This window comes from Arthrobacter hankyongi (assembly GCF_022012395.1).
Lineage (GTDB): Bacteria > Actinomycetota > Actinomycetes > Actinomycetales > Micrococcaceae > Crystallibacter > Crystallibacter hankyongi.
Genome location: NZ_JAKLTQ010000011.1, coordinates 1 through 24,868, shown reverse-complemented (window position 1 = coordinate 24,868; position 24,868 = coordinate 1). Strand labels below are relative to the sequence as shown.

19 protein-coding genes are annotated in these 24,868 nt (G+C 65.5%); 14 read left to right on the top strand and 5 right to left on the bottom strand.

The window, feature by feature from the left end; genetic code table 11:
* Positions 1–40 precede the first annotated feature (40 nt).
* Positions 41–922: an SDR family NAD(P)-dependent oxidoreductase gene (locus tag LVY72_RS14445; protein WP_237822072.1), complete on the bottom strand. Its 882-nt coding sequence runs from the start codon at positions 920–922 to the stop codon at positions 41–43.
* Positions 919–1,125 carry a hypothetical protein gene (locus LVY72_RS14440; RefSeq protein WP_237822070.1) on the bottom strand — a complete coding sequence of 69 codons (207 nt, stop codon included), beginning with the start codon at positions 1,123–1,125 and terminating at the stop codon, positions 919–921. Before LVY72_RS14440 ends, LVY72_RS14445 begins: the two co-directional genes overlap by 4 nt.
* 100 nt (positions 1,126–1,225) lie before the next feature.
* Here LVY72_RS14440 and LVY72_RS14435 point away from each other — a divergent pair, with 100 nt between their 5' ends.
* The 11 genes from LVY72_RS14435 (at position 1,226) to LVY72_RS14385 (ending at position 14,086) form a co-directional block, all read left to right on the top strand.
* A complete protein-coding gene (locus LVY72_RS14435) occupies positions 1,226–2,119 on the top strand; it encodes an ABC transporter ATP-binding protein (protein WP_237822067.1) in 894 nt (297 codons plus the stop codon).
* Positions 2,112–2,924 (top strand): alpha/beta fold hydrolase, encoded by an 813-nt coding sequence (locus tag LVY72_RS14430; RefSeq protein WP_237822065.1) that lies wholly within the window; start codon positions 2,112–2,114, stop codon positions 2,922–2,924. The genes LVY72_RS14435 and LVY72_RS14430 overlap by 8 nt, the downstream gene beginning before the upstream one ends.
* Positions 2,925–2,975: 51 nt before the next feature.
* Entirely contained in the window at positions 2,976–4,889 is a 1,914-nt protein-coding gene (locus LVY72_RS14425; RefSeq protein WP_237822063.1) for a flavin-containing monooxygenase, read from the top strand.
* 46 nt (positions 4,890–4,935) lie between these two features.
* Positions 4,936–5,796, top strand: a complete 861-nt coding sequence (locus tag LVY72_RS14420; protein ID WP_237822060.1) for an alpha/beta fold hydrolase — start codon at positions 4,936–4,938, stop codon at positions 5,794–5,796.
* The gene (locus LVY72_RS14415) at positions 5,796–6,515 is read left to right on the top strand and encodes an SDR family NAD(P)-dependent oxidoreductase (RefSeq protein ID WP_237822058.1); all 720 of its coding nucleotides are present in this window, start codon (positions 5,796–5,798) and stop codon (positions 6,513–6,515) included. Before LVY72_RS14420 ends, LVY72_RS14415 begins: the two co-directional genes overlap by 1 nt.
* Before the next feature lie 262 nt (positions 6,516–6,777).
* The gene (locus LVY72_RS14410; RefSeq protein WP_237822056.1) at positions 6,778–7,980 is read left to right on the top strand and encodes an acyl-CoA dehydrogenase family protein; all 1,203 of its coding nucleotides are present in this window, start codon (positions 6,778–6,780) and stop codon (positions 7,978–7,980) included.
* 53 nt (positions 7,981–8,033) lie between these two features.
* Positions 8,034–9,260, top strand: coding sequence for an acetyl-CoA C-acyltransferase (locus tag LVY72_RS14405; protein ID WP_237822054.1), 1,227 nt, complete (start codon positions 8,034–8,036; stop codon positions 9,258–9,260).
* Positions 9,261–9,316: 56 nt separating this feature from the next.
* Positions 9,317–10,093, top strand: coding sequence for an enoyl-CoA hydratase/isomerase family protein (locus LVY72_RS14400; RefSeq protein ID WP_237822273.1), 777 nt, complete (start codon positions 9,317–9,319; stop codon positions 10,091–10,093).
* Positions 10,090–10,977, top strand: coding sequence for a 3-hydroxyacyl-CoA dehydrogenase family protein (locus tag LVY72_RS14395; protein ID WP_308190808.1), 888 nt, complete (start codon positions 10,090–10,092; stop codon positions 10,975–10,977). Before LVY72_RS14400 ends, LVY72_RS14395 begins: the two co-directional genes overlap by 4 nt.
* Positions 10,978–11,081: 104 nt before the next feature.
* The gene (locus LVY72_RS14390) at positions 11,082–12,242 is read left to right on the top strand and encodes an acyl-CoA dehydrogenase family protein (RefSeq protein ID WP_237822053.1); all 1,161 of its coding nucleotides are present in this window, start codon (positions 11,082–11,084) and stop codon (positions 12,240–12,242) included.
* Positions 12,243–12,757: 515 nt separating this feature from the next.
* A complete protein-coding gene (locus LVY72_RS14385) occupies positions 12,758–14,086 on the top strand; it encodes an MFS transporter (protein ID WP_237822051.1) in 1,329 nt (442 codons plus the stop codon).
* A 1,175-nt stretch (positions 14,087–15,261) separates the two neighbouring features.
* Here the strand turns inward: LVY72_RS14385 and LVY72_RS24745 are convergent.
* Together LVY72_RS24745 and LVY72_RS14375 are read right to left on the bottom strand one after the other, a co-directional pair.
* Positions 15,262–16,320, bottom strand: a complete 1,059-nt coding sequence (locus LVY72_RS24745) for a tyrosine-type recombinase/integrase (RefSeq protein WP_237822049.1) — start codon at positions 16,318–16,320, stop codon at positions 15,262–15,264.
* A 528-nt stretch (positions 16,321–16,848) separates the two neighbouring features.
* A complete protein-coding gene (locus tag LVY72_RS14375) occupies positions 16,849–17,787 on the bottom strand; it encodes a LysR family transcriptional regulator (RefSeq protein ID WP_237822047.1) in 939 nt (312 codons plus the stop codon).
* A gap of 241 nt (positions 17,788–18,028) precedes the next feature.
* On the opposite strand from LVY72_RS14375, the gene LVY72_RS14370 reads away from it, so the two are divergent.
* A complete protein-coding gene (locus LVY72_RS14370; protein ID WP_237822046.1) occupies positions 18,029–19,147 on the top strand; it encodes a PrpF domain-containing protein in 1,119 nt (372 codons plus the stop codon).
* A 10-nt stretch (positions 19,148–19,157) separates the two neighbouring features.
* Positions 19,158–20,603: an SLC13 family permease gene (locus LVY72_RS14365; protein WP_237822043.1), complete on the top strand. Its 1,446-nt coding sequence runs from the start codon at positions 19,158–19,160 to the stop codon at positions 20,601–20,603.
* Between the two features lie 1,079 nt (positions 20,604–21,682).
* Here LVY72_RS14365 and LVY72_RS14360 read toward each other — a convergent pair.
* Positions 21,683–23,197, bottom strand: a complete 1,515-nt coding sequence (locus LVY72_RS14360; protein WP_237822041.1) for an MFS transporter — start codon at positions 23,195–23,197, stop codon at positions 21,683–21,685.
* Positions 23,198–23,412: 215 nt separating this feature from the next.
* Between LVY72_RS14360 and LVY72_RS14355 the strand changes: the two genes are divergently transcribed.
* Positions 23,413–24,609, top strand: coding sequence for a cysteine desulfurase family protein (locus tag LVY72_RS14355; protein ID WP_237822039.1), 1,197 nt, complete (start codon positions 23,413–23,415; stop codon positions 24,607–24,609).
* The last annotated feature ends 259 nt before the right edge of the window (positions 24,610–24,868 follow it).

Here is a 24,868-nt window from a genome sequence, read left to right as displayed (position 1 = left end):
TCAAACCCTTCCCTTGCGCTCTTCGGTAGTGCCGGATGGATCACGCATTTCGCGGTTCGCGGACGAGCCTTGCATCGAGGGGCGACGAGGTGTGCGGTCCGCCGGTGACCTGCAGGACCGTTCCAGTGATGAAGCTTGAGGCGTCGGAGCATAGGTACAGGCACGCGTCGGCAACTTCTTCCGGCAAGCCCACACGCCCGAGGGCCAGGAACTCGCCGAACGTCTTCTCGGTCTCCGGCGAAGCAAAACGGGAAGCCGGCGTCAGGGTGGCACCGGGTTCGACGCAGTTGACGCGAATGCCGCGGTCGGCCCATTCCCAGGACATCGTCTTGGTCAGCGAGGCAAGCCCCGCCTTGGCTGCGGCATACGCGCCGCGCATCGGGTGGGCGTGGTTCGCCGAACCGGACCCGACGTTGATGATGCTGCCGCCGCCCTGCTTCTCGAAGACCGGAAGGCAGGCGACGGCTGTGTGGAACGCGCCGCTGAGGTTGGTGCCGATTGTCGCATTCCACGCATTGACGGAAAGATCCTCCAAGCGCGAGGCGAAATTGCCGCCGGCGTTGTTGATCAGGATGTCGATCCGCCCGAACTGCTCAAGGGCGGCCCGGACAAGGGCATCTGCAGTCTCGGGTTCCCGGATGTTTCCGGTGACCACGATCGCCTTTCGTCCGAGCTCCTGGATTTGCCCGGCCTTGGCCTCAAGGGCTTCGGCCTTGCGTCCGTGCAGGATCAAATCCGCGCCGGCTTCGGCGAACTTATCGGCCAGCGCCGAGCCGATGCCGCCGGAAGCGCCCGTCACGATGACGATTTGGCCGGTGAAATCGAATGTGGTCTGACCCGACTTTTTGCTTGTGGTGGTGACTGTGTTCGTCATTTGACGTCCTCCCGATAGGTACGCGCCCGGTGTGTGCGGCTGACTCACGCACTGCGGACCCTCATGGCGATGGTGCGTTTGAGAAAGCTTCCTTCCGTTTCGCGGCCGGGGGCAATGTCCGGATCGCTATCGAGGCGATAGCCACGGATCAGGCCTGTTTTCGTTGACACTGTTGCCAAGGTGTTCAACGATTCATTGACCGGTGGTGACGCGCACCACATGATTGGCCATCCCGGTTTCCTGATGTTCATTGCTGTTCCAGCGTGATCATCGTTGGTGCCGTCTCAGCAATCGTCAGCCAAAGAAGACTGCCAAACGGGTCGGCCCCGCAAACAAACGACTGGAGTGACAATGCCCAATACAACCCTCCGCACAACCGGCGATAGCGGGATTCTTAGGAATGGACTAGCTGAAGCGGCAGCGCAGCCCACCACGGCCAGGGGGGTTTCTGTCGAGTTCGAGAACGTGAACCACAGCTTCCTCCACGGCAATCGGCCGGTGCGGGTGTTGGACAACTTCAACCTGCGCATCGAGCCTTCGGAGTTCGTCAGCATTGTCGGCCCTTCGGGCTGCGGCAAAACCACCGCCCTCGGCATGCTGGGCAACCTCTTGAAGCCACGCAGTGGCACGGTTCGCATCGATGGCGCCGAGGTGCGGCCCGGAAGCAACGACGCAGCCTTCCTCTTCGCCCGCGATGCGCTTCTGCCCTGGCGCCGGGTCCGCAGCAACGTAGAACTCGGGATGGAGATCCGCGGAGTTCCCAAGGAACAACGGCGCGAACGCGCCGAGGCCTGGCTGCGTCGGGTTCGTCTGCACGAGTTTGCCGACTCCGATGTCCTCCACCTGTCACAAGGCATGCGTCAGCGCGTTGCGATCGCACGGACTTTGGTGCAGAATCCCAAGGTTCTGCTGATGGACGAGCCGTTCGCGGCCCTTGACGCACAGACCCGTGCGATCCAGCAAGAGGAGTTCACCCAGCTCTGGGAAGCTGAACGCCCGACAGTCATCTTCGTGACCCACGACCTCGAGGAAGCCATTCTGCTCAGCGACCGCGTTATACTCATGGCCAGCCGGCCCGGCCGCATGGTGGTGGACATGAAGATCGAGCTCGAGCGGCCGCGACGCCAGGAGATGCGTCGAGACTCGGACCTGTTCAAGTCCTATTTCCACGACATGTCCGATCGTCTTCGGAGCGAAGTGGAACTCGCCGAACAGCGCATCATGGAGGAGAACCAGCATGGGTGATTCCCTGCAAAAGGTAGCTGGCGCCGATGGCACCACTATTGCCTATCGCCAGTACGGCCACGGCCCGCGCCTGATCACCTGCCTGCACTCGTTGGCGTTGGACGGATCATGGTACGCACCCTTGGCCGAGGCACTCGGCGGGGACTATCGCCTGCTCGCACCGGATTTCCGCGGCCACGGGCAAACCCCGCACGGGCACTCCGTCCCGACGCTGGGGCTCGTGGCCCAGGACATCGCCGCCATTTGGGACGCCGAGAACGTCGAGCGTTCAGTGGTGCTGGGCATTTCCCTGGGCGGCATGGTCGCCCAGGCCGTCACCGGCAGCTTCCCCGACCGCGTGGAGGCACAAATCCTGATGGCAACGCGCGGCGCCTACGACGAGGCAGCCGCCGCCGGAACCCTGGCACGTGCGGCCGAGGTCAGGGCCGAAGGAGGGTTGGAACAGGTCAAGGAAGCGACGATGCACCGCTGGTTCGGCGACGCCTCCACCGACACCACCCACCCGCTGGTGGCCAGGGCCCGCAACCAGTTCCTCGGGGCCGGCGGTGCCACCATCGCCGAATACTTCGAGGCCATGGTCACGGTCGGCGACTTCCAGCTGGACTCCCCACCCCCGACGTTGGTGGTCGGCGGGGACGATGACCGAAGCACCCCGCGCGCGGCGATCGAACAGCTTGCTACCTCAATCCCCGGCGCCGAGCTGCACTATGCCGCCGGCGGCCACCTGATCGCCTTCGACAACCCGTCCGAGGTGGCCGCAACGGTGCGGCCCTTCCTTGACGGCCTGGACTGCTGGACCACCTAACGGCCCCTGAAGCAAGCCGTTTCCCCTCCCCCACCGCTTTACGGAGAAGACATGAACAAAACACTCGACCGATACTCGACGCAGGTCACCGAAGAAGAACTCGCCGCCCACCTCGCATCCGCCCAGGTGCCGGCGCTGGTCATGCTCACGGCCCACGTCACCGGCGACACCTCGGTGCTGCGCGATGAATGGCGGCCGAACCTGAAGACGCTTCCGCTCAGCGGCCTGGATGCCGGGACCGAGGCCGCGGCCCGCGCCCGTTGCTTCGAACTGCTCGTCCCCTTCCTTCCCACCCAGCATGAGTGGCCGGCGGTCCCCAACGAGGCACTGCGCCGGCAGCTCGCCACCTGGCTGATGGGTTCGGAGAACGAGGACGCCCAGGCTATGGCCGCGGTCGCGTTTACCCCCAACAACGTGGATCCGCGCCGGCCGGACTGGACGCTTGACTCGGTGGCCCCGGACAGCGCCCTGAACGCCGTGGTGATCGGTGCCGGGTTCTCCGGCCTGCTCGCCGGCCTGCGCCTGAAGCAGGCGGGTGTTCCGTTCAAGATCATTGAGAAGAGCCAGGACGTCGGCGGCACCTGGTGGGAAAACACCTATCCGGACTGCCGCACCGATGTCCGCAGCCACATCTACACCTATTCCTTCGTGCAGCACGACTGGGAAACGCACTACGGCCGCCAGGACAAGATCCACGGTTACCTGCACCAGTTCGCCGCCGACAATGGCCTGCTTGAGCACGTGGTCTTCGGCACCGAGGTCACCGCCTCCCGCTGGGACGCGGAAACCGGAATCTGGACCCTTGATACCAAGACCGCCCAAGGCGTCGGGGGAACCATCGCATCCAGGATCGTGGTCAGCGCCGTGGGCCAGCTCAACCGTCCCTCGATCCCCAGCCTCCCGGGCCTGGATACCTTTAAGGGCCCCGTCGTGCACTCCGCGCAGTGGGACCACGGCATCGACTTCGCGAACAAGCGCGTGGTCGTCGTCGGCACCGGCGCCAGTGCCCTGCAATTCGCGCCCGCCGTCGCCAAGGTCGCCGAACAGGTCACCATCTTCCAGCGCAGCGCCCCCTGGCTGCGGCCCACCCCCGTGCTGCGCCAGGAAATCGAGGCCGGCGAACGCTGGCTTCTGCTGAACCTGAACCAGTACCGCGCCTACTACCGCTTCTCCATCTTCCTGCCGCGCCTGATCGGCAACCTGCCGGCCGCCACCGTGGACCCGGACTTCCCGCCGACCGAGGTCTCGGTCTCCGCCGCCAACGAGGCGCTGCGCCAGGAACTGACCGCCTACCTTCTGGATCAGGCAGGGGACGATGAGAAGCTGGCCCAGGCGATCATCCCCGACTACCCGCCGGCGGCCAAGCGCATCATCTGCGACGACGGCACCTGGGTGACGACGCTCAAACGCGACAACGTCCGGCTGGTCAGCCAGGGTGTGAACCGCATCGACGAAACAGGCGTCTGGGTCGACGGCGAACACATCGAGGCCGACGTGATCCTGCTCGGCACCGGTTTCAAGGCCTCGGACTTCCTGCTGCCCATGTCCGTCACAGGCATCGATGGGAAGGACCTGCACAAGACCTGGGGCATCGACGCCAGCGCCTACCTGGGTGTGACACTGCCGGGCTTCCCCAACTTCTTCTGCATGTACGGTCCCAACACCAATACCGTCATCCACGGCAACCTGGTCTTCTTCCTCGAATGCCAGGCCAACTACATGATCGATGCCGTCAAAACCCTGGCCAGCGGCGGACACCGTTCCATGGCGCTGCGCGAGGACGTGTTCGCCGAGTACGACAAGGAAATCACCACCGAAAGCGCCAAGCGCACCTGGGGCTGGTCCAAGACCCACTCCTGGTACATGAACGCCGAGGGCCGCTCCACCATCATGTGGCCGCTGCCGGCCCGCGAGTACTTCGAACGCACCTCCTGCGTGCGCACCGAAGACTACATCCTCAGCTAGCCGCCCCCTACTTCCATCACCAGTTCCATTTCACCGGAGGACCCTCTTGCTCACCGAGACACCCCTGATCACCGAGACAACGACGCTCGTCGCCAACCTAGAAACCCGCTACCTTTCCGGCGGCCCGGAGGACGGCATGCCCGTCGTCTTCCTGCACGACGGCGCCTGGGGTGGCAGCTCCGATGTGACCTGGGGCCAGATCCTGCCGGAGGCCGCGGCAAAGTTCCGCGTCATCGCCCCCGACCTGCTCGGCTACGGTGGCTCGGCCAAGTCGATCCGCGTGGACGTCTCGCCGTTCGCCTTCCGCATCCGCCACCTATTCTCCCTGCTCGACCGCCTGGGCATCAGGGAACCTGTGCACGTCGTCGGGAACTCCTTCGGCGGATCGGTCGGCCTGCGTGCGCTGAGCGATCCGGCGTACCGCGACAGGATTGCCTCTGTCACCACGATCAACGGCACCGGCGGCCCCTGGAAGGCACCGGACATGGCCAAGCTCGGCGAATTCGACGGCACCCGGGAGAGCCTGGCGGCGATCGTGGACCTGCTGTGCGACGCATCCGATCAGCAGCAGAGCCACCTCGATGCCCGGTTTGGCTGGGCCACCAAGCCAGGTCACTTCGCCTCCATGCGGGCCCCGCACCAGCAGGTGCCCGAGGCGCTGCGCGTTGAGCGCCCGGCCGACCCGTTCCCGGCTCCGCTTCAGGGCGTGCAGACCCCTGCCCTGCTCATCGAGTGCACCGGGGACACGCTGCTCGAGACCGGCTGGGCCGAAAACCTCCAGGCCGTGCTGCCCAACTCACAGGCGGAAATCCTGCCCTACAAGCACTGCCCGAACATCACCCACCCGCAGGAAACCTGGGCCATCGTCGGGGAATTCCTCGCTTCTACTATCGAAGGCGGCAAGTAATGTCGACGGAAAACGGCAACGCCGAAGCCCCTGCACTTGTTCTCAGCGGCGGCTCCTCAGGCATCGGCGAGGCGCTGGCCGCGGATCTGAGGAATGACTGGGACGTCACCTCCGTTTCCCGATCCCTCCCCTCCAAGCCGCTTGAAGGGGTCACCTATGTCAGCGGTGACGTCGCCGGCGATGCTCCCCAGGCCGTGCGTGAGTCCCTTGCGTCGCAGGGCCGGACCAGCATCCACTCCCTCATCCACTGCGCCGGCGTCGGGGTGTTCGGCCCGTTCATGGACATGCCCAAGGACGAGTGGGAGCGCGCACTGATGCTGAACCTGCACGGCACGCTCAACTTTGTCCAGGGTGTCGCGGACCTGGTCGAAGACGGCGGCAGGATCGTGCTCTTCTCCTCCGGCACCGTGTTCAAGGCCCCCGCGGGCGCGGCGGCCTACGCGGCCTCCAAGGCCGGAATCATCGGCTTCTCCCGCAGCCTCGCCGCGGAGCTGGGCGCACAGAACATCACCGTCAACGTGGTCGCCCCCGGGCTGGTCATGACCCCGCTAGCGGCCAAGCTCGCTGGCGGCGAGGAAGCCAACATCAGCACCCGGGCCATCAAGCGTGCTGCAGTGGTCGAGGACTTCGTCGGTCCCACCCGCTTCTTCCTCTCCCCCGGCGCCTCATTCGTGACCGGGCAGACGCTGGTTGTCGACGGCGGCTCGATCCGCCGCTGACCTCGAGGATCCGCACTAGCGGACTCCACGCTCTGTCGGCGGGGCGTGGTGTCCGCTGGCTTTCGGGAACGCAAGAGCCGCACCGCGGGATCTCCGATCCCGGACGCCCCGGCAGACCATACCGGTGCGAGGCACAATTCTGCCGCCTTCGCGCATCGACCCGGGTCTTGCCTGGTCGATACGCGAAGGCTCCGGGCATGGAGGACTCTCGATACGCAGCATCACCACAGTTCAGTCAAGCTCAGGAACGGAAAGTTCATTCATGACCACCGCGGCCGGCCGTCAGACAGCAACCTCCGACTACTTCCGCCTCGATGATGACCTCACACCCGAGGAGATCGCCATCCGGAACAAGGTCCGCGACTTCGCCGAGCAGCGTGTCCTGCCCGTCATCAACGGGTATTGGGAGCGTGCGGAGTTCCCGCAGGAACTCTTGCCCGGGATCGCGGAACTGGGCGTCGTCGGCACCACCATCCAGGGCTACGGATGCCCAGGGATGAGCCGCAAGGCCGCCGGCATGGTGGCACGCGAGATGGCCAGGGCGGACGGCAGCCTCAACACCTTCCTCGGCATCCACTCCAATCTGTGCATGGGTGCCCTTAATATTCTGGGCAGCCCAGAGCAGCGGGAACGGTGGCTTCCTGCCCTGGCACGCATTGAAAAAACAGGAGCCTTCGCGCTGACCGAGCCCGACCATGGCTCGGACTCTGTTGCCCTGGAAACCCAGGCCCGGCGCGACGGGGACCACTGGGTCCTCAACGGGCACAAACGCTGGATCGGCAACGGGCATGTGGCGGACGTCATCGTGCTGTTTGCCCGGAACGCGGAAGATGGCAACGTCAACCCCTTCGTCGTCGAAAAGGACGACGGAGGCCGCTATCCTGCGGGATTTGCCCCCACTGTCATCACGGGCAAGGTGGGCAAGCGTGCCATCGTCCAGGCCGACATCGTTATCGAGGAGATGCGTCTTCCTGTCAGCAGCCGGCTGACCGGCTGCCACTCCTTCCGCGACGTGTCACGGGTCCTGCAGGCAACCCGTGGCGGTGCAGCCTGGGAGGCCGTTGGACACGCCATGGCCGCATTCGACATTGCCTCGGAGTACGCCCAGGCCCGCCACCAGTTCGGCAAGCCCATTGCCTCATACCAGCTGGTGCAGACCCGGCTGGCGAACATGCTCAGCGAGCTGACCACCATGCAACTGTTGTGCACCCGCATGGCCGAACTCACGGACCGGGGCCAGCTCACCAACGCCCAGGCATCGATGGTCAAAATGGCTACCGCCCAGAAGGGCAAGTGGATCTGCAACGAAGCACGTGACTTGCTGGGCGGCAACGGACTGCTCCTGGAGAACCACGTCATACGCCACCTGACCGATATGGAAGTCGTCTCCACTTATGAGGGAACCGACTCCATGCAGGCACTCATCGTGGGTCGCGACATCACCGGCATCTCCGCCTTCAACTGAACTGCCTGATCCGGCAACCCGGACAGTGCTACGAACAAAGGAATGGACTAGACATGGCTGAGGCCTTTCTGATTGGTGGCGCCCGCACACCCGTGGGGCGCTATGGCGGCTCCCTCTCCCCCGTCCGGCCGGACGACCTCGCCGCGCTGACCGTGAGGGCCGCCGTCGAGCGCGCCGGCATCGACCCGGCCGTCGTGGACGAGGTGATCCTCGGCAACGCCAACGGCGCCGGCGAGGAAAACCGCAACGTGGCCCGCATGGCCTGGCTCCTCGCCGGCTATCCGGACAGCGTTCCCGGTATCACCGTCAACCGGCTCTGCGCCTCCGGACTGTCTGCCGTCATCATGGCCTCCCACATGGTCAAGGCCGGCGCCGCGGACATCGTCGTCGCCGGCGGAGTCGAGTCCATGTCCCGCGCCCCGTGGGTCATGGAGAAACCGGCCGCGTCCTTCGCCAAGCCAGGCGCCGTGTTCGACACGTCGATCGGATGGCGTTTCACGAATCCTGCGTTCCTCTCCGGGGAATACTCCCGCGGCGGCAAGGCCGCGTTCTCCATGCCGGAGACCGCCGAAGAAGTAGCACGGGTCTTCGGTACGTCGCGGGACGACTGTGATGCCTTTGCCGTCCGCTCCCATGAACGCGCGCTGGCGGCCATCAAGGCCGGCTGGTTTATTGACGAAATCGTGCCCGTGAGCGTTGCGGGACGCAAGGGCGCCGTTGCCGTTGTGGACACAGACGAGGGCCCCCGGCCCGGGACTACGGGTGATGTCCTCGCCGGACTCCGGCCCGTCGTCAAGGGTGGTTCCGTGGTCACGGCCGGCAATGCTTCTTCCCTTAACGACGGCGCATCCGCAATCATCGTGGCTTCCGAGGCCGCGATAAAGCGGTACGGGCTGACGCCGCGGGCACGGATCATGGAGGGCGGCACTGCAGGCGTAGCTCCGGAGATCATGGGGATCGGCCCCGTCCCCGCGACGCGCAAGGTACTGGAGCGTGCCGGCCTCTCGGTCAGTGATTTGGGCGCCGTTGAACTCAACGAGGCCTTCGCCTCTCAGTCGCTGGCCGTCATGCGGGAGCTCAAACTGGAGGAAGACATTGTGAATTCCGACGGCGGCGCAATCGCCCTCGGCCACCCGCTCGGCTCCTCCGGGTCTCGGCTCGTCGTGACCCTGCTCGGGCGCATGGAACGCGAACTGGCCCGGGAAGACCGCAAGCTCGGCCTCGCCACGATGTGCGTCGGCGTCGGCCAAGGCACCGCCCTCCTGCTGGAGGGCGTGTAGTGGCCGCGCAGATCCAGGACGCCCAGGATCCGGCAGCCGCGCAGGACCCCGCATTCCTGAATGCCTCCGGCTTCACCACACTCCGGATTTCCGAAGACCAGGACCGCATCCACGTCCGGCTGCACCGCCCCGAGGTGCGCAACGCCATCGATGCCGCCATGGTCGCCGAGTTGCACACCGTCTGCGCCTATCTGGAAACGACCCCCAAGATCCTCATCCTGTCGGGAACAGCGGCAGACCCAGGGACCGGAGCCATGGCCATTTTTGCCTCCGGTGCGGATATCGCCCAGTTGCGCGAACGGCGCAGGGATGACGCCCTGGCTGGCATCAACTCTTCGCTGTTCGACCGGATCGCGAAGCTTCCCATGCCCGTGATCGCAGCCCTCGACGGCTTCGCCCTCGGTGGGGGCGCCGAGCTCGCCTATGCGGCCGACTTCCGGATCGGGACCGCTGGCCTACGAATGGGCAACCCGGAAACCGGGCTGGGCATCATGGCCGCAGCAGGTGCCACATGGCGGCTTCACGAGCTCGTCGGGGAACCCCTGGCCAAAGAGATTCTCCTCGCCGGACGCATCCTGACAGGCGACGAATGCCTCAGTGCGGGACTCATCACGGAACTCATTGAACCTGGGAATCTCCTCGATGCGGCCCACGGTCTCGCCGACCGCATCGCCCGTCAGGACCCCCTCGCGGTGCGTGTGACGAAGGCCGTCGTCCACGGTCCACGCGAAATCCACCCACTCATCGACAATCTCGCTCAGGGCATGCTCTTCGAATCCGCGGCGAAGTTCGAGCGCATGCAGCGGTTCCTCGACAGGAAGAAGCATCAGTGACCAATAGCAACGAAGCACCTCCGAGCAGCCCTGCAGGGCTGCTCCCAGCAACAGTCGGCGTGCTGGGCGGCGGCCGCATGGGTGCAGGCATCGCACACGCATTCCTCCTGAGTGGGTCGAAAGTCATCGTCGTGGAACGCGACGACGACTCCGCCCGCGGCGCCCAGGAGCGGGTCGCCGCCTCCGTTGCGGCGTCGTTCGACCGCGGTGCCCTCTCGGGGGACCGCGGTGAGATCCTCCAGAGGTTCGCGACGAGCGTCGACTACGTCGATTTTGCATTGTGCGATCTCGTCGTCGAGGCAGTCCCCGAGGACGAAGAACTGAAGACGGCAGCGCTCAACGCCGTGGCCGCATACCTTTCCCCGCACGCCTATCTGGCGACCAACACGTCGTCCTTGTCGGTCAGCAGGCTCGCCGAGTCGCTGCCCCGGCCTGAGTCGTTCCTGGGGCTGCATTTCTTTAACCCGGTCCCCGCATCCACGCTCATCGAGGTGGTCGTGGGTAAGACGAGTTCAGAGGAGACGGTCGCCGCCGCGAGACGGTGGGTGTCCGGATTGGGGAAAACCGCCGTCGTAGTCCAGGATGCGCCCGGCTTCGCTTCTTCCCGCCTTGGCGTCGCGATCGCGCTGGAGGCGATGCGGATGGTCGAAGAGGGAGTCGCGGCCCCCGAGGACATCGACAACGCGATGGTCCTGGGCTACAAACACCCGATGGGGCCGCTCCGGACTACAGACGTTGTCGGGCTTGATGTGCGCCTCGGCATCGCCGAATATCTGTATTCGGTCCTGGGTGACCGCTTTGCACCTCCGCAGATCCTCCTCGACATGGTCGCTGCCGGTGAGCTCGGGCGGAAAACCGGGCGGGGCTTCTACGACTGGAGCTGATCGCCCGCCCCACGTCCGCCACGTTCCCTCCCCCGACCCTTGGCGAGCAACGAGGCACCACCTTCGCTCCCTGAACACTCGACCATTGCCGCGAAAGGCCCCTAATGTCCGATATCAGCGACCTGATTGATTTTGATTCCCTCCTCACCGCAGACGAGCGCGCGCTGCGCGGTTCCGTCCGCTCCTTCGTGGAGTCCGCCATCAAGCCCAACATTGCCGGCTGGTACGAGGACGCCGTCTTCCCGCTGGAGATCGTCCCCGAAATGGCGAAGCTGGGCCTGCTGGGCATGCACCTGACCGGCTACGGCTGCGCCGGGCGCTCCGCGGTGGACTACGGCCTGGCCGCCGCGGAACTGGAGGCCGGGGACTCCGGGCTGCGCACCTTCGTCTCGGTGCAGGGCTCGCTGGCGATGAGCGCCATCCACAAGCACGGCTCCGAGGAACAGAAGTCCGAGTGGCTGCCGGCCATGGCCAAAGGTGAGGCGATCGGCTGCTTCGGGCTGACCGAACCCACCGCCGGCTCGGACCCCGGTGCCATGAAGACCTTCGCCCGGCGCGACGGGGGCGACTGGATCCTCAACGGCTCCAAGCGCTGGATCGGCCTGGCCTCGGTGGCGAAGGTCGCAATCATCTGGGCGCAGACCGAGGACGGCGTGCGCGGCTTCGTGGTGCCCACCGGCACCCCCGGCTTCACCGCCACCCCGATCGGACCGAAGCTGTCCATGCGCGCCTCCATCCAGTGCGACATCGAGCTGACCGACGTCCGCCTGCCCGCCTCGGCGCTGCTGCCCGAGGCCAAGGGCCTGCGCGGTCCGTTCGAGTGCCTGAACGAGGCCCGCTACGGCATCATCTGGGGCGCCATGGGCGCGGCCCGGGACAGCTACCTGGCCGCCCTGGCCTACGCCCGGGAGCGCCTGCAGTTCGACAAACCGCTGGCCGGCTACCAGCTGACCCAGGCCAAGCTGGTGGACATGGCGCTGGAAATCAACAAGGGCTTCCTGCTCGCCCTGCACCTGGGCCGGCTCAAGGACGCCGGGGCCCTGCAGCCCCACCAGATCTCGGTGGGCAAACTGAACAACTGCCGCGAAGCCATCCAGATCTGCCGCGACGCCCGGGCCATGCTCGGCGGCAACGGCATCACCCTGGACTACCCGCCGCTGCGCCACGCCAACAACCTCGAATCCGTGCGCACCTACGAGGGCACCGACGAAATCCACACCCTGATCCTGGGCAACAAGATCACCGGCATCCCCGCATTCCGCTAACCCGGGGCCCGGCCGGTGGACAGACCCACGGAGCCCAGGCAGCGGGGACCGAATTCTGCGAAACAAGAAACGAGCCATGAGAACCAGCACAGTTACTGAGACTTCACTCGAAGGAACCCGATTTAGGCAACCGTTGAGGCGAAGCGATCCCCTTCTGATGAAGTGGTGGACATACCTGTGGCGGGATGAGTTCGTCGAGATACGCCGGGAGGGGCAAGCAACAGCCACCGGCTGGGTCGATGACATCAGCCTGGATGGCACGGTCCTCTGGATCCACCTGACAGCGGGAAGAGGCCGCGTCATGATTCACATCGACGACGGACTCGATATTTGGAGGGTAGATACACGGATATCGCGTAACCGAAACACTGCGAACGCGGCAAATCTTGCGACGTTATACGGTCAGGCGCCATCTGTTCGGAAATGAGGGGAAAGCGACTATTGCGGGCCGGTTCACCAGGCGCCAGCCGTCCGCACTGTTGGGCGAAGATGCGCAACATTGAAAGGGTAATGAAATGTCCAAAGTAACCACACGGCAAGCAACGCCAGAAACGTTTGCACCGCCGGGGAAAGAGTCACGCGCAACGGCGTGGGGCCTGACGTCGGTCTTGGTTTTACTTTACACAGTTAACTACAGCGACAAGATCCTCCTCGGACTTGTCGCGCAGCCCCTCAAAGACGAATTCGGGCTCACGTCAGCTCAAATCGGGCTGACCGCAAGTGTGTTCTTCTTCGCGTTCTCGGCCGGGGGATTTTTTGCCGGACTCATCAACAAGTGGACCACCCTCAAGTGGTCGCTGATGGCGCTGGCCCTCATTTGGGCGATCTGCATGGTCCCCATGATCGTCGCAGGCAGCTTCATGGTCCTCCTTGTCAGCCGCTTCCTGCTCGGTCTGACAGAGGGCCCATCGGGCGCCCTCGTCCATACGGCTGTGTATTCGTGGCACCCCCTGGAAAAGCGCTCCCTGCCCGGGGCATTCATCGCCTCCGCAAACTCGATCGCAAAGATCGCGGTTGCACCGGCATTGGCATTTCTCATCGTGCAATTTGGCTGGCATTCCGCCTTTGTTGCAATGCTGGTTGTTGGCCTGGGATGGTGCGTGCTTTGGTACTTCACCTGGCGACCGGGACCGTACGGTGAGGTCCGGATTCCCGCTGCCAAGATTCCGGCCAAGACGTCACTTCCATCTGCTCCGTGGATGTCGATCTTCCTCACGCGGACCTTTCTAGGTGGGCTTGCAGCCGTTATCCCCATGTACGCGCTGCTGACCGTTATACTCACATGGTTGCCGTCGTACTTCGAGGTCGGACTGGGCTTCACCCGACTCCAGGCTGGATCGATGTTCGGGATCCCCAGCATCGCAGCATTGGTCGCGATGCTGGCCAGCTCGTACCTTAGTGACAAGTTCATGGGTCGAGGCGTGAGTTCAAGGATCATGAGAGGCGTCGTCCCCGCAGCAGGACTTCTTGTTTGCGGCCTATCGATGGCGGTGCTGCCATATATCGGCACTCCCGTCCTCGTCGTAGCAGTTGTCTCAATCGGCTACGGAATCGGCTGCATCGTCGCACCCATCATGAATGCGGCCATTTCACAGATCTGCCCCAAGGATCAAGTAGCGGGTTCATTGGGCGTGTTCCTTGCGCTGATGGCCATTGGTGGCATTATCGCTCCGCCATTGACTGGAATGATCGTGGATCGGGCAGTTTCACCCGCCGCCGGATATGCACAATCCTTCCAAGTATTCGGCATCATCGCGGTTCTCGGCGCGATTTTGGCCGTGATTTTGGTGAATCCCGCCCGTGATGCGGTGCAAGTGATGGCACAGCTTGGAACTACTGACTGAATAGTCCATGTCTTGAGCGAACAAATGTTGGCTTTAGGGCCAGTCCGGGCCTCTCATGAACAATTCCATCACGGACTTTGACGAAACCAAACCATTGCCCTCGTCCACCCCCAAGGTCTTTCTGTCGCGTGAGCCGGTCCTCCAGTGCAACGCTCCCTGGCCGACTCCCTGCCGGCAGAAATGCCTTACGAAAGCTGGCAAGAGGGATTCGCATATACCCCGGTCATGCTATCCGGGCGTCCGGGCGCATGGAGAGGTGGCGGCAAGAAAACCGCCGGCGCCGGCAGACCAGAAAGGGAGAACCACACCAACAACGGCCCTGCCGAAGCCGGGGGCGCCATGGGGCAGGTGAGCAACTCCCCCGCCCGGACAATTCCATAGCCAACCGGGACCCTACCTACCTCCCCGGAACCGAAGTCAGAGGGATCCGTGCATAAAGTGCATGCACTCACAGAGGGAAAGCCCCTCTGACTTGGGGAAACTCTGTGCCCGAGGTGGGACTCGAACCGGCTTCCCGCCCTGCAAATAAAAGGCTCGCCCGGTAACCTGCCGGATCCGGCCCGGTACGGTCAAAGTACGGCCCGGTACGACGGTGAAAGTGTCCATGTTGTGCACATCCCCGTACCCCCACCACCACCGCGATGCCTCCGTTCCTCCACCAGCCTTCCGGAACCTGTGCTTCGAGCCGCCGGCGCGGGTATTTGCGTGCATCGGGCTGCCCCCCACCCACAAGTTTTCTGGTCGATCAGCTGGTCGAAAAGTGGACGTCGATTTAGTGACGGGGCGCCCAGCTATTGATGGATTACCTCCACTCACGCCAAGCTGGATAAGAGGGCATGCAGGCCCTCCTAGGGGTTGGGGGAAATCATGAGAACAAAGTGGGGTTTCGCCGCGATCGTGGCTGTCTCTTCTGTACTGGCAGTGATCTGTGCGTTGTACTTTTTGACTTTCGGCTGATTGTTGATCCTCGCAGTTGAGGGCAGTGCCTGCTTACGGCTCACAGCTGCTGGGATAGCTCTCAGGGGGAAGTCAGCGGAGGGCTGTATACAGAAAGGGGGCCTTTTCTGTATGGGTCTATCGTTCGGTGATTAGCAGGCCCAGTGGGTGCCCGCCGCATGGGTCAAGCGCATCACCCGCGACGAATCGTCCTGGCAGGATCCATACGACGAACTGGACTAGAGGCTGTCGAGGACGCGTGCAGCCTGCTTGTGGGCGCCGGGCATGAGATGCCCGTAGACGCGGTCCGTGCCGCCGATGGATGCGTGCCCAAGTCTGCGAGACAGCTCAAACAACGGGACGCCCAAAGCGATCAACCAGCTGGCCGAGGTGTGCCTCAGCGAATGGATGGTGGGGTCCTTGTCCAGTCCCAGGCGCTGGGCGTCCTTGACCGCGGGAACCCATGCGTTGCGCCAGAAGAGAGTGTGGGCGAGCCTACCACCACGCACTGCCTCAAACACCAGATCGCCAGGCCTACTGCCCGCCACGACGGGGTGGACCACGTCGACCAGCCGGGACGGCATCGACACTGTGCGCTTGGACGTGGTGGTCTTCGGCGCCCCCACGTAGTGCCCGGAAGACCCGTCACGCTTCCATGACTTGTTGATCCGCACGGGCGCCGGCGCGTCGTCCAGGAACAGGTCCCTCACGGTGACGGCGGTGGCTTCCCCGAACCGTGCCCCGGTGTAGACGAGGAAGTCAGCTAAAGGCTGTGCCCGATCGGGCAGGCAGTCCCGGAGCAGCCTGTACTCCTCGGTAGTGAGAAAGACCCGATCGTCGCCCGCAGACTCATTCGAGGGCAGCTCTATGGCCCGGCAGGGATTGTCATCCCGGTAGTGGAATCGCACTGCGGTTTCCATGGCCGATGAGAGCAGTCCGTGGACGTTGCGCATGGTCTTGGCGCTCTTGCCCTGGGCCTGCATATCGCGGATCCACAAGCTGATATGCCGGGAGTCCAGCGACGTCAACGGCAGCGCATGCAGGTCGACCAGATGGAGTTCAACCATCTTCCGGTAATTGTGGATCGTCTGCGGGGTCGGCTTCACCAGCAGGTCAATGTGCTCGGTCAGGACCTGGTGCACGGTGGGCCCGACCGCCGCCTGTTCTTCCAGGACACGGTTCAGGGCGGAGAAAGATTGGCCGTTGGCATTCAGGATTCGGCAGACGAACTCGGCCTGTTCGCGATCGTAGGCGGTGTAGGAGGTGTACGTGCCGGTCTCGGCTTCACGCCACCGCACCCAGTAATCGACCGAACCGTCTTTACGTTTTTCGCTCCCCAATGCTTGCCATGAGGCCAAACATTAGCGCCCGTGTACACCGATTTTCCAACCTTGTACACGAGTGCCCCGTTTTCCCTTGTGTTTACTGTGCCCGAGATGGGACTCGAACAGGCTTCCCGTCCATGTAAACAAAGGGCACCCGCGCAAACCAGCCGGATCCGGCCCGGTCCGGCCGACGTACGGCCCGGTACGGAGGCGAAAGTGCGCACGTTGTGCACCCCAGTTACACACCCTAACCACGGCAGCTCAAGGCCGCTTCCTTGCCGGCTGCGATCCCGTACAAGATCCCGCACAAATGGTCCGGTCCTTCGTGCCACCCTGGCCACCGCAGCCCACCTCTTCGTCACCACCGTCCGCCTGGCCCAAGGCCTAAAAGCCCGGCAGGCCTGAGCTTCCACCAGGTACTGGCCGGACTCCAGGCCGCCGTCATCCGGCTCCTCGGCCACTGCTGGTGCAGGCAACGCGCACCGACCTAACCAAGCACTACTAGAGGTAGTCGCCGGCTCGTTCGCGGGCGATTTCCAGCAGGGTGGAGTGGAAGGCGACCTCGGCCGGCGCGTAGACCTTGTCCTGGCGCTGGGCGAGCAGTACCCGCCGCAAGGGGGCGGCGGACCCGAGACTGAGTACCCTCACGTCGGGGTGCTGGAGTGCCACGGCGGTCTTCGGTACCAGGGCCACGCCCATTCCAACGCTGACCATGGCCTGGGCCTCTTGGTAATCGTTGGCCAGGAAGCCAATGGCCGGTTCGAACCCGGCGTCATGGGCGGACCGCTGCAGCACTTCCACCACCGGGTGGGCCTCCGCGCGCACGATCCACGACTCGTTGCGCAGCTCCTCCATGGTTACTTCGTCCCGGGCTGCGAGGGGGTGGCCGCGGGCCACCAGGATCACGGTGCTCTCGCGGAAGACCTCGGTCACCCGGACGGACTCATCCTGGAAGGGATTCCACGGGTAGTCCCAGAGCAGGCACAGTCCGGTGACCCCGGACTCCAGGTCGGCCACAAGTTCGTCGAAGCGGGCGCTGCGTAGCGAGAGGCTGATCGCCGGATAGCGTTTCTTGAAGGCCCGGATGACGATGGGCAGGAAGGAACCGGCCAGGGTCGGAAAGGTGCCGACCGTCAGGGAGCCGCGCTTGAGGCCGGCGATCTGGCCCAGATCGGACTGCGCAGCGCGCATCTGCCGGATGATCTTGCGGGCATGGCCGGCCAGCACCTGGCCGGCCTCGGTGGGAACCACACCGCGGGAGCGGCGGTTGAGCAGGGGCTGCCCGACCTCCTGTTCGAGCTTGCGCAGCTGCTGGGAGACGGCCGAGGGCGTGTACATCATCAGCTCGGCCGCCGCCGTGATCGAGCCCTTCTCCACCACCTCCACCAGCAGCGTCAGCCGCCTCATGTCGAACAGGTCTTGGCCCTCATCGTGAAGCAATGGTTTACCCTTCTGCAAATTCGGTTCATTCCCTACAAAAGGACGCGCAATCCGCAGGATACCGGGCGGCTGCGGCGGCGCGGGAGGGCGAAGGCTCGGCAATAAATCCCTCAGCAGACAATGCTTTAAGAAATTCTACACCCTTGTCTAAAAATTGCACATTGTCTTAATGTGTGATCTGGCTCAATCTCTTCTCAGGCCCTTGGACGAAATCGAGGCACGAGGAGATGCGGGAAAGCCGATGAAGATCGAAGCAGAATGGATGCGCGGAGGCACCAGCAAGTGCTGGGTGTTCGAGGCCGAGCATCTTCAGGAGGCCGGCACCAGCCTGGACATGCTGCTGCCGCGGCTGTTCGGCAGCCCCGACCCTCGGCAGATCGACGGGGTCGGCGGGGCGACCTCGACCACCAGCAAGGCGGTGATCCTGCACCGGCCCGCCGGCGGGGACGTCGACGTCGAGTTCACTTTCGCCCAGGTGGGCATCGAAGAGGCCGCAGTGGACTGGGGCAGCAACTGCGGGAACTGCTCGGCGGTTGCGGGCCTGTACGCGATCGAGAAGGGCTGGGTGACCCCCAGTGGGGACACCACCCGGATCGTCACCCGCAACACCAACACCGGCCAGGTCATCGTCCAGCGTGTGGCCACCCCCGCAGGCGCCCTGCCCCTCGTCCTGGACGCGCAGATGCCCGGGGTGCCGTTCCCCGGCCACCGGGTCGGGCTCGGCTTCCAGGACCCTGCCGGCAAGACCACCGGGGCCCTGCTGCCCACCGGCGCGGCGACCGACACGATCACCGCCGGTGGAACCCGCTGGACCGTCTCGATGGTCGACGCCGGAGCGCCGGTGGTCATCGTCCGCGCCGAGGATCTGGGCCTGGATCCGGCCCGCTACGACAGCTGGCGCACCGGCGTAGAACTGCAACTGGACACCCTGGACCAGGTCCGGCGGCAGGCGGCGGTGCGGATGGGGCTGGCCCCCACGACCGCCGAAGCGGCCCGGGCAATCCCCAAGCTCGCCATCGCCGCCGCCCCCACCCAGGCGGACCCCGGCTGCGACGTCAATGTCATGATGCTCTCGATGGGCAGGCCCCACCCGGCCCTGGCCATCACCGGCAGCATCGCCCTGACCCTGGCCGCCCGCACCCCCGGCACCGTGCTGCACACCATCAGCGGCAACACTCCGGGGCCCGCTCTGCGGCTGCGCACCCCCGCCGGGGTGATCGAGACCTGGAGCGAGGAACGCGACGGGACCCTGCTCGTCGGCGTCGACCGCACGGCCCGCACCATCGCCACCACCATCATCCACCTCCCCGAGGCCTCCGGCAGCGCCGCCGCGGCCTCCCTCGCAGGAGCCACTCTCTGAGGAGACCACCATGAGCAAGACTACGCACCTCCCCACTGCCCCCGCCGGCGATACCCGGGACTACCGTCCCGGGCGTCCTGCCCGCCGCCGCCGTATCCTGCTGATGGCGGTGGCCGGTTTCGTGATCCTGGGCCTGGTCGCCCTCGTGCTGGGGAGTGGCATGCTCAACCCGGCGGCCACGACGGAACCGGAGCCGACCATGACCGCTATCCAGATCATCCCGCTGATCATCCTCGTGGTGATGTTCGTCATCGCCACGAAATGGCCGCTGAACATCGGAGTCATGGGCCTGGTCGCTTCCTTCGGCGTCGGATACTTCCTGCTCGGCATGGAGGACAAGGAGATCCTGAAGGAATTTCCCGCCAGCATCGTGCTGACAATCATCGGCGTCACCTACTTCTTCAGCATGGCCCAAAGAAACGGGTCCATCGACATCATCGTCCAGACCTGCGTCCGCCTGGTCAGAGGCAAGACAATGCTCCTCCCGTGGGTGTTCTTCCTCATGGCTGCCGCGCTGACGGCACTGGGCACCTTCTCGCCGGCGGCGGTCGCCCTGCTGGCACCGGCGGCCCTTGGACTTGCCTACGAATCCCGCATCCACCCCGTCCTGATGGGCGCGTTCATCATCAACGGCGCCCACGCCGGCGGCTTCTCCCCGCTCTCGGTGGCCGGCGTGCTGGTGCACGACATCGCCCTGAAGAATGGCTTCCCGATTTCCCAGGGCGCACTCTTCACCGCCAGCTTCGTGCTCAATCTCATCCTCTCTGTCCTGACCATCGTCCTGTTCGCCCTCCTGGGCAGGCTGCGCGACAATCATGCCAACGAATACGCCGGCCTCGACGCAGCCCGCATCGGACGTCCGCGTGGCCAGCAGATTCTGACCCTGGTGCTGATCGCTGCGATGCTCGTGTGCACCCTGGGCTTCCACATGCCGATCGGCTTTGTCGCCCTCTCCGCGGGCCTGCTGCTGGCACTGGTCAACATCAAGGAACACCACACGTTCATCGGCGGCATCTCCTGGTCCACCGTCCTGCTGATCGCCGGCATGATCACCTATGTCTCCCTGCTCCAGCACGTGGGCGTGATCGACACCCTCGCCCATCTGGCTCTGGCCCTGGGCGCTCCCCTGCTGATCGCCCTCATCCTGTGCTTCGTGATCGGCATCGGCTCGGCCTTCGCCTCCTCGACCGCCCTGCTGACCGCCTTCATCCCGCTGGCCGGTCCCCTGCTGGCGACCAGTTCGCTCAGCGCCTCCGGAACGGTGGCCGCACTGGCCATCGCCGCCACCGTCGTGGACGTCTCCCCCTTCTCCACCGACGGCGCCCTGGTGGTCGCCAACGCCCGCGAGAACGACCGGCAGCGCGTCTACCGCCAGCTGATGATCTACGCCGGAGCAGTCGTGCTGGCCGGCCCGGCACTGGCCTGGGCCCTGCTGGTACCCACCGGCATCATGTAACACCCACGCGACGTATTTCCCACACACCAGGCAACGGTCCGCAGGCAACAGCCGACGGACCGTTAGCCCGCGTCAGCGAATGGGGGCCCACAGACCGCGGCGGGGCGGTACCGAAGATGATCACCGGGATCATCGACTATCGCCACAACAGGAACGCCCCGCCGCACCCCCAACACCAAACCATCTACACCGCAGGAGACACCGGTGAACGAAAACCACACGCCCCGGAACCGACAGCCCGGCAGCCCGGCAAGGACGACGAAGCCGGACGATGGCTGCAGCACCGGACGGGAACCGGCAGCCCGATGCCACTACTGCCTGGGACCGGAAACAGACTAGGCTCCGCTGCACGCCGGCCATCAGCCGCCCGCCCAGAGCCTCAGGCGCCGGTCCCCACACCCCTGCGGCCAGATGCCGGTGGGCCCGTCGGGTTCGGCCTGATCAAGGAACAGACCGGCAATGTCGTTTCCGGCCCGCCCGCCCTCGCAGGCGCCCCGGTAGCGGCCGGCATCCTGGTGCACTTCGTGAAGGAGCATCCCAAGACCGGCGAACACGTCGAGGGACACCCAACCAAGCGCACTAAAGGCGCTACTGCCGAGCCGACACGGCAGAGGCACCCGAAGTCACTCGGCCGAGGGACTAAGACTGCTGGACCCGCCTGGTGACCTACTTATCGCCCGGCCGGGCGGATCCAGTACCACTGATACCCAACCTGCCCATGGCGCTAAGGGGCGTGTCTCTTAAAGCGGCTAGTCAAATACTGATGATCGGGAAGACAGCCGCCGCCGGAGGATCTGCGTCCCACAAGCCGGTCCTCCGACGCTCCACCACTCCACCTACCGGTGTCGGTCTGCGGCCAGGAACCGCCCCGGCCGACATATTCGCGGTTATCCGCTGCTCGTACAGGCTACTTTTGCCAGATTGGTTGCGGCCCGGTCGGCATCCGCAGCGTGGCATGCGTGACGGGCCAGCCAGCGATGCGAAGTAAGGGGCTGACATAAGTCATGAGAATCTGACAAGCGCTAAGGCCGGCACTCCCGCGTGGCAGAAAGGCCGGTTGGCGGATAGTTCCGCCGTGCTCACATAGCCGTCGGCCGTTCAGGACGGCCCCGGTGGGACGCCCGCGCCGCCTCGTAGCTGCGGTCGAACGGCAGTGTGTCCATCTCCAGCAGGGGGTTTGCGTCCTGCGTCGCGACCAACTCCCGGGCCGCGTCCTCCGAGTCCACGCTGGGCATGGAACCGGGCAGGTGCCGGCGGGCGGATTCCGGCAGGAAGTAGATCGTGACGGCGGCGATAGCCGACGTCGCCATCAGGTAGAAGGCAGGCATCAGGTCGTTGCCCGTCGCCTGGATGAGCGAGGCGATGATGAACGGCGTGGTGCCGCCGAAGATCGCCACCGCGAAGTTGTACGCGATACCCATGGCCGCATAGCGGTGGGCCGTGGGGAACAGCGCAGGCAGCGCCGAGGCCAGGTTGGGCACGAAGAAGGTCACGGGGAACGCGACCAGGGCCAAGCCGGCGAGCGTCGCCGGAACGGTTCCGATTGCAATCAGCAGGAACGCCGGAAGCGACAGTGCCACCGTGCTGATGGCCCCGATCCAGAGCACGGGGCGCCGCCCAATCCGGTCGGCGAGGCGTCCCGCCAGCGGGATGCACACAGCCATGACCACCAGGACGGGCACGGTCAGCAGCGTCCCGTGGATCTCGTCGTATCCCTTGGTGCTCGTCAAATATGTAGGCATGTAGGACGTGAGCGCGTAGCCTACCGAGTTGCCGGCCGCCACGAGAATCATGGCCAGTACGATCCTGCGCCAGTGGTCCTTGAAGATCCCCACCGGGCCCACCGGGCGGAGCTCGTCCCCGGTCTCGTGGTGGGCGGCGGCCACGGCTTCGGCCTCCAGGGTTGCCTTGAAGGCGGGTGACTCCTCGATCTTCATCCGGAAGTAGATGGCGACCGCGCCCAGCGGACCCGCGATCAGGAACGGGATGCGCCACCCCCACGCCTCCATCTGCGCCTCCCCTAGGAGCAGTTGGAGGACGGACACCAGCGCCGCGCCCAGTGCAAAGCCGAGGTAGCTGCCCATGTCCAGGAAGCTGACGAAGAAGCCGCGGCGGCGGTCCGGCGCGTGCTCGCACACGAACGTGGTGGCGCCGGAGTACTCGCCGCCGGTGGAAAAGCCCTGGACCAGCTTGGTGGCCACCAGCAGCACCGCGGACCAGATGCCGAGCACCCTGTACCCGGGCAGCAGGCCCACGACGAACGTCGCCGCCGCCATCAGCAGCAGGGTCATAGCCAGGACCTTCTGCCGGCCGATCTTGTCACCCAGCCAGCCGAAGAAGATGCCGCCCAACGGCCGGGCGATGAACGTGGCGGCGAAGGTACCCAGCAGGAACAGGTTCTGCACGGCCCGGTCCGACTCGGGCAGGAACACCGGACCCATCGTGGTGATGAGGTAGCCGAACACGCCGACGTCGTACCATTCCATCGTGTTGCCCACAATGGTCCCGCCGAGCGCCTTTCGCAGGGTGCGGTGGTCGACAACGATGATGTCGGATATACGCAGCCGCCGCTGCTGCAGATGGTGCTCTGTCATAGCTGTCACCGCCGCCTCGGTCTTCAGGCTGGGCATGTGCCGCTCGTACTGCCGGTATCCCTGGTCGGGACAAGCCCAACTCTCCGACTATCTTCCCACCACCGATCAGGCACAACAATGAAACCGGGGCCCTCTCCCACGATCCGGCCTCCGTCGTCGCCCGTTCCCCGGACGCAGGACATTCGGCAGGCATGCTTCGGCGTTACGGTATTCCCATGAACACCGGAGAAACCGCGGATGCCGCGACGGGTGGGGAGCCGGCGGGACTGGCGGGACCGCCTGTGTACCTGGACTACAACGCCACCACGCCCGTGGACCCGCAGGTCGTGGAGGCTATGCTCCCGTATTTCGGCGCGCATTTCGGCAATCCCTCCAGCGCCCATTCCTACGGGCAGCGGCCCCGCGCCGCCCTGGCGCGGGCCCGTGCGCAGGTGGCGGCGTTGATTGGTGCCGCGCCGGCGGAGATCCTGTTCACCGGCAGCGGTTCCGAGGCCGATGCGACGGCGATTCGCGGAGTGGTTACTATGGCGGTCCGCGGCGGGGTCGGGCGGCCCCACGTCGTCACCCAGGCCACCGAACACCCTGCCGTTCTGGCCGCCTGCGGCTACGTCCGGGACCATCACGGGGCGGAGGTGACCGTGCTGGGGGTCGACGCCCGGGGGCTGGTCGATCCCCGGGAGCTGGCGGCCGCCCTGCGCCCGGAGACCGTGCTGGTGTCGATCATGCACGCCAATAACGAGACCGGCGTCCTCCAGCCGATAGCCGAACTGGCGGGCATCACCCGCGGCCACGGCGCTTTGTTCCACACGGACGCGGCCCAGGCCGTAGGCAAGATCCCGGTGGACGTCAGCGGACTCGGGGTGGATCTGCTGACCCTGGTCGGCCACAAGTTCTATGCGCCCAAGGGCGTCGGCGCCCTCTACATCCGCGAGGGAGTGGCGCTGGAGGCGCTGATCGGCGGTGGCGGCCAGGAGCAGGGGCGGCGGGCCGGAACCGAGAATGTCCCGTACACCGTCGCCCTTGGGGCCGCCGCGGAACTGGCGATGGCAGATCTGGCCGCCGGCTCAGCCGACCGGCTGGCGGGGCTGCGGGACCGGCTGCAACGGGAACTGCAGATGCGACTGCCCGGGCGCATGCACACCAACGGCTCGGACGCCCCGCGCCTGCCCCAGACCCTCAACATCAGCATCGATGGAACCCGCGGCCACGCCGTGCTGGCCGCCTGCCCGGATCTTGCGGCCTCGACCGGCTCGGCCTGCCACGCCGGCGAACACCGGCCCTCCCCGGTGCTCGCCGCCATGGGCGTGGATGAGGAGCGGGGGCTGGCGGCCCTGCGCCTGTCTCTGGGCCGGTGGAGCACCGAGGCAGATGTCCTCACCGCGGCCAAAGCCATCGCCGAGGCTGCCGGGTAACTCGCTCCGGCGCCGGGCCGGCTGCTCGTCGCGGCGCATGTCCCGTCCCGGCGGTCCCATGACCCCTGCCGGTGTCGGTCTCCGGTCGGTGGCAGGCCCGGCGGAGGCGGCTGCGGCGGAGTCCGACGCCGGGTGGCCGCGCGGGACGCTGAATGGCGCGGGCGGGTACGACGACGGCGGGGTGTGGCACCGGGGTGCCGCACCCCCCCGCCGGGGGTGCGGGTCTTAGACCTGGTTGCCGAGTTTGAAGCCCTTGGCC